The 5,913-nt window shown below is 70.1% G+C and carries 5 protein-coding genes and 1 pseudogene; 1 reads left to right on the top strand and 5 read right to left on the bottom strand.

Going from position 1 to position 5,913, the window contains the following annotated elements; all coding sequences use genetic code 11:
• From ACWEN3_RS14250 to rpsO, 5 genes and pseudogenes are all read right to left on the bottom strand, one after another.
• Positions 1–290: pseudogene (locus ACWEN3_RS14250) on the bottom strand (hypothetical protein); the annotation flags it as partial.
• A gap of 12 nt (positions 291–302) precedes the next feature.
• Entirely contained in the window at positions 303–1,055 is a 753-nt protein-coding gene (gene dapB, locus ACWEN3_RS14255) for a 4-hydroxy-tetrahydrodipicolinate reductase (RefSeq protein ID WP_452969890.1), read from the bottom strand.
• Positions 1,056–1,096: 41 nt separating this feature from the next.
• Positions 1,097–2,476 (bottom strand): M16 family metallopeptidase, encoded by a 1,380-nt coding sequence (locus ACWEN3_RS14260; protein ID WP_452969892.1) that lies wholly within the window; start codon positions 2,474–2,476, stop codon positions 1,097–1,099.
• The gene (locus ACWEN3_RS14265) at positions 2,473–4,692 is read right to left on the bottom strand and encodes a polyribonucleotide nucleotidyltransferase (RefSeq protein WP_452969895.1); all 2,220 of its coding nucleotides are present in this window, start codon (positions 4,690–4,692) and stop codon (positions 2,473–2,475) included. Before ACWEN3_RS14265 ends, ACWEN3_RS14260 begins: the two co-directional genes overlap by 4 nt.
• 295 nt (positions 4,693–4,987) lie before the next feature.
• Positions 4,988–5,275, bottom strand: a complete 288-nt coding sequence (gene rpsO, locus ACWEN3_RS14270) for a 30S ribosomal protein S15 (RefSeq protein WP_030177470.1) — start codon at positions 5,273–5,275, stop codon at positions 4,988–4,990.
• Between the two features lie 266 nt (positions 5,276–5,541).
• Between rpsO and ACWEN3_RS14275 the strand changes: the two genes are divergently transcribed.
• Entirely contained in the window at positions 5,542–5,835 is a 294-nt protein-coding gene (locus ACWEN3_RS14275) for a DUF397 domain-containing protein (protein WP_452969898.1), read from the top strand.
• Positions 5,836–5,913: the final 78 nt, after the last annotated feature.

The following is a 5,913-nucleotide window of genomic DNA, read 5'->3' on the forward strand; positions in this document are numbered from 1 at the left end:
GCGGGGCCACCAGGGCGGTCGATCCGGCCGCCGGGGGTGCGCTTCAGCTCGTCCACGGGCAGTCCGCCCTCGGCGTCGAGCTCGGCGGCGAGCTGGTTGGCCCGGCGGACGAACTGGGTGTTCTTCCACAGGAACCACAGCCCGATGACCGGCAGGATCAGCACCGCGATCCCGAAGGTGACGGTGACTGCCGTGCCGGACTGGATGAGCATCACGCCGCGGCTGCCGACCAGGACGAAGTAGAAGACCAGGACGGCGGCCGTGACGAGGTAGGTGATCTTCGCGCGCATCAGGGGACTGTCTCAGCTCACATCGAGGAAGTGCTCCAGGCCGAAGGTCAGCCCGGGAGTGGTCACCACGCGGCGGGCGCCGAGCAGGATGCCCGGCATGAAGCTGCTGTGGTGCAGGGAGTCGTGGCGGATGGTGAGGGTCTCGCCCTCGCCGCCGAGCAGCACCTCCTGGTGGGCCAGGAGGCCGCGCAGGCGGACGGCGTGGACCGGGACGCCGTCGACGTCGGCGCCGCGGGCACCGTCCAGGACGGTGACCGTGGCGTCGGGCGCCGGAGCGCTGCCGGCCGCCCGGCGGGCCTGTGCGATGAGCTGCGCCGTGCGCGTGGCCGTACCGCTCGGGGCGTCCACCTTGTTGGGGTGGTGCAGCTCGACGACCTCGACGGACTCGAAGTAGGGCGCGGCGAGCTGCGCGAACTTCATGGTCAGCACGGCCCCGATGGAGAAGTTCGGGGCGATGAGCACGCCGGTCCGCGGGGACTGGGCGAGCCAGCCCTTCAGCTGCGCGAGGCGCTCGTCGGTCCAGCCGGTCGTGCCGACGACCGCGTGGATGCCGTGGCGCACGCAGAAGTCGAGGTTGCCCATGACCGAGGCGGGGGTGGTCAGTTCGACGGCGACCTGGGCGCCGGTCTCCGCCAGCGTCTCCAGCTTGTCGCCCCGGCCGAGGGCGGCGACCAGTTCCATGTCCTCGGCGGCCTCGACGGCCTTGACCGCCTCGGACCCGATCCGGCCCCTGGCTCCGAGGACCGCCACGCGCAGCTTGCTCATCTTTTGCTTCCTTACCGACTTACGGAATCCGACGGAGGGAGTCAGGCCACGGCATCGTGCAGCCGCGCGGCCTGTCTGTCCTTGAGCGGGCCGATGACCGACAGCGACGGGCGCTGTCCCAGGATGTCGCGGGCGACCGACCGGACCTCGTCCGGGGTCACCGCGGCTATCCGGGCCAGCATGTCGTCGACGGACATCTGCTCGCCCCAGCAGAGCTCACTCTTGCCGATACGGTTCATCAGCGCGCCGGTGTCCTCCAGACCCAGGACGGTGGAGCCCTGGAGCTGGCCGATGGCGCGGCCTATCTCGTCGTCGGAGAGACCGTTGGCGGCGACGTGGTCGAGCTCGTCGCGGCAGATCCTCAGCACGTCGTGCACCTGGCTCGGGCGGCAGCCGGCGTAGACGCCGAACAGGCCGCAGTCGGCGAAGCCCGAGGTGTACGAGTACACGCTGTAGGCGAGGCCGCGCTTCTCCCGGACCTCCTGGAAGAGCCGGGAGGACATGCCGCCGCCGAGGGCCGTGTTGAGCACGCCCATGGCCCAGCGGCGGTCGTCGGTGCGGCCGAGGCCCGGCATGCCGAGGACGACGTGTGCCTGCTCGGTCTTGCGCCCGAGCAGTTCGACCTTGCCGGAGGTGCGGATCGTACGGCTGCCGTCGCGCGGGGCGATGGGCCGCGCTTCCGCGTCCTTGAGGGCGCCCGCCTTCTCGAAGGCCGCGCGGACCTGTCGTACGACCTTGTTGTGGTCGATGTTGCCGGCGCAGGCGACCACGAGGTGGGTCGGGTCGTAGTGCTTCCGGTAGAAGCGGCGGATGCGGTCGGCGGTGAGGGCGTTGACCGTGTCGACCGTGCCGAGGACGGGGCGGCCGAGGGCGTTGTTCCCGAACATGGTGTGCGCGAACAGGTCGTGCACACAGTCGCCCGGGTCGTCCTCGGTCATCGCGATCTCTTCGAGGATCGCGCCGCGCTCGACGTCGACGTCCTCCTCGACGATCAGCGAGCCGGTCAGCATGTCGCAGACGACGTCGATGGCGAGCGGCAGGTCGGTGTCGAGCACGCGCGCGTAGTAGCACGTGTACTCCTTCGCCGTGAACGCGTTCATCTCGCCGCCGACCGCGTCGATGGCGGCGGAGATGTCCAGCGCGCTGCGCCGGGCGGTGCCCTTGAAGAGCAGGTGCTCCAGGTAGTGCGTGGCGCCGTTCAGGGCCGGGGTCTCGTCGCGGGAGCCGACGTGCGCCCAGATACCGAAGGTCGCGGAGCGGACGGAGGGCAGGGTCTCGGTGACGATGCGCAGGCCACCGGGGAGGGTGGTCCTGCGGACGGTGCCGATGCCGCCTGTGCCCTTGATGAGCGTTTGGGTACGGGCGACGGCCCGCGCCTCCGAGGAGGGGCGGGCCGTCACCTTGGAACTACGGGACGTCACTGCTCGGCGTCGTCCTTCGCCTCGTCGTTGCCTTCCTCGCCCTCGATCACCGGAACGAGGGAGAGCTTGCCGCGGGAGTCGATCTCGGCGATCTCGACCTGGACCTTCTGGCCCACGCCGAGGACGTCCTCGACGTTCTCCACGCGCTTGCCGCCGGCGAGCTTGCGGATCTGCGAGATGTGCAGCAGACCGTCCTTGCCGGGCAGCAGGGAGACGAACGCACCGAAGGTGGTCGTCTTGACGACCGTACCGAGGTAGCGCTCGCCGACCTCGGGCATCGTCGGGTTGGCGATGCCGTTGATCGTGGCGCGGGCGGCCTCGGCGGAGGGGCCGTCGGCGGCACCGATGTAGATCGTGCCGTCGTCCTCGATGGTGATCTCGGCGCCCGTGTCCTCCTGGATCTGGTTGATCATCTTGCCCTTGGGGCCGATGACCTCACCGATCTTGTCCACCGGGATCTTGACGGTGATGATCCGCGGGGCGTGCGGGCTCATCTCGTCGGGCCGGTCGATGGCCTCCATCATGACGTCGAGGATGTGCATGCGGGCGTCGCGGGCCTGCTTGAGGGCCGCGGCCAGGACGGAGGCCGGGATGCCGTCCAGCTTGGTGTCGAGCTGGAGGGCGGTCACGAAGTCCTTCGTGCCGGCGACCTTGAAGTCCATGTCGCCGAAGGCGTCCTCGGCACCGAGGATGTCGGTGAGGCTGACGTAGTGCGTCTCGCCCTCGATCTCCTGGGAGATCAGGCCCATGGCGATACCGGCGACGGGGGCCTTCAGCGGCACACCGGCGTTCAGCAGCGACATGGTGGAGGCGCAGACCGAGCCCATGGACGTCGAACCGTTGGAGCCGAGGGCCTCGGACACCTGGCGGATCGCGTAGGGGAACTCCTCGCGCGTGGGCAGCACCGGCACGAGCGCGCGCTCGGCGAGGGCGCCGTGGCCGATCTCGCGGCGCTTCGGGGAGCCGACGCGGCCGGTCTCACCGGTGGAGTACGGCGGGAAGTTGTAGTTGTGCATGTAGCGCTTGCGGGTCACCGGGGAGAGGGTGTCCAGCTGCTGCTCCATACGGAGCATGTTGAGGGTGGTGACGCCCAGGATCTGGGTCTCGCCACGCTCGAACAGCGCGGAGCCGTGCACCCGCGGGATGGCCTCGACCTCGGCGGCCAGGGTGCGGATGTCGGTGACACCGCGGCCGTCGATGCGCTTCTTCTCCTTGATGACGCGCTCGCGGACCAGGGTCTTGGTCAGGGAGCGGTACGCGGCGGAGATCTCCTTCTCGCGGCCCTCGAACTCCGGCAGGAGCTTCTCGGCGGCCAGACCCTTGACGCGGTCCAGCTCGGCCTCGCGCTCCTGCTTGCCGGCGATGGTGAGCGCCTGGGCCAGCTCGGGCTTGACCGCGGCGGTCAGGGCCTCGAGGACGTCGTCCTGGTAGTCCAGGAAGATCGGGAACTCGCCGGTCGGCTTGGCGGCCTTGGCGGCGAGGTCGGCCTGGGCGCGGCACAGGACCTTGATGAAGGGCTTGGCGGCGTCCAGACCGGCGGCGACGACCTCCTCGGTCGGCGCCTCGGCGCCGCCCTCGACCAGCTTGATGGTCCTGTCGGTGGCCTCGGCCTCGACCATCATGATCGCGACGTCGCCGTCCTCCAGGACGCGGCCCGCGACGACCATGTCGAAGACGGCGTCCTCGAGCTCGGTGTGCGTCGGGAAGGCGACCCACTGACCGCGGATCAGCGCGACGCGGACGCCGCCGATCGGGCCGGAGAAGGGCAGGCCGGCCAGCTGCGTGGACGCGGACGCGGCGTTGATCGCGACGACGTCGTACAGGTGGTCGGGGTTGAGCGCCATGATGGTGCAGACGACCTGGATCTCGTTGCGCAGGCCCTTCCGGAAGGACGGGCGCAGCGGGCGGTCGATCAGGCGGCAGGTGAGGATCGCGTCCTCGGAGGGACGGCCCTCACGGCGGAAGAAGCTGCCGGGGATCTTGCCGGCGGCGTACATCCGCTCCTCGACGTCCACCGTCAGGGGGAAGAAGTCGAGCTGGTCCTTGGGGTTCTTGGAGGCGGTGGTGGCCGACAGCACCATGGTGTCGTCGTCCAGGTACGCCACGGCGGAGCCGGCGGCCTGCTTGGCCAGGCGGCCCGTCTCGAAGCGGATCGTGCGGGTGCCGAATGCGCCGTTGTCGATGACGGCCTCGGCGTAGTGGGTCTCGTTCTCCACTAGCGTTTTCTCCTCGTCTTCGTCCCGGGGCTGCCCGTGTGGCAGGGGGACGGTGGTGGAGAAGCGCGCCGTCTGGTGCGGGCCGGTCTTCGATCGAAGCACCCGGGGCTCGCTTCCCCCCGGGGGCCACTACCGAGGACCGGCGGCGGCGAGGTGCACTTCTCCTCGTTCTGTTTCGTGCGTACTGCGTTGTGCTACCACACTACAAAGCGTGAGTGACACTCCGCACGTTCCGCACGTACGGCAAAGGGAGCGGCCCCCGAGTCAGTCCGGGAACCGCTCCCTTCACGGCGTTCTACTTCGCGCCCGCCGCACCGCGACGGATGCCGAGGCGGTCGACCAGCGCACGGAAGCGCTGGATGTCCTTCTTCGCCAGGTACTGCAGCAGGCGACGGCGCTGACCGACCAGGATCAGCAGGCCACGGCGGGAGTGGTGGTCGTGCTTGTGGGTCTTGAGGTGCTCCGTCAGGTCGGAGATCCGACGGGAGAGCAGAGCGACCTGGACCTCGGGGGAGCCGGTGTCACCCTCCTTGGTACCGAACTCGCCGATGATCTGCTTCTTCGTAGCGGCGTCGAGCGACACGCGTACTCCTCATAGTCTGTGAGTGCCCACCGAGCGCCCCCGGTCTGCTTCTCGGGGGAGCTTCCGTGACTCGGAAGGCGGGATCCGCTGGGCGCGGCCTCCAGAGCCATGGGCTCCGGGGGCGCGTACACAAACGGCCGTCACTCAGGGTACCAGGCGGTGGGGGGCCGGTTTCCCCCCGTCGGCGAAGCCCCCTGGAGCGCGGCCGGCGGCCACTAGGGTGAGCGCCGGGACCGTACGTGATGTCGGGAAGGGGTCGCTGCGCGATGGCGGAGTCGGAAGCGGAGATCAAGGCGCGCAAGGAGCGGGAGCGGGACGAGCTGTACGCGCTCGACATCTCGGGCGTCGAGTGGCACTGCGCCCCGGGTACGGAGGAGCACGAGGAGCGGGTCGAGATCGCGTACCTGCCCGGCGGGGCGGTCGCCATACGGTCCTCGCTCGACCAGGACACCGTGCTGCGCTACACCGAGGCGGAGTGGCGGGCGTTCGTGCTGGGTGCGCGGGACGGGGAGTTCGATCTCAGGCCCATGCCGCACAACGGGGGCCTCGGCGCGCAGTAGCGCCAGGAGTGTGCCGGGGGGGGGGGGGGGGTGGGCGCGGCCCCCCCGGGGGGTGGTGGTGTGGGGGTAGCCCGCGGG

It is taken from the genome of Streptomyces sp. NPDC004561, from assembly GCF_053602155.1.

Excerpts from the sequence above, each read along its gene's own strand:
- ACWEN3_RS14275 (WP_452969898.1), top strand. The coding sequence starts at position 5,542 with ATGGCGGAGTCGGAAGCGGAGATCAAGGCGCGCAAGGAGCGGGAGCGG.
- dapB (WP_452969890.1), bottom strand. The coding sequence starts at position 1,055 with ATGAGCAAGCTGCGCGTGGCGGTCCTCGGAGCCAGGGGCCGGATCGGG.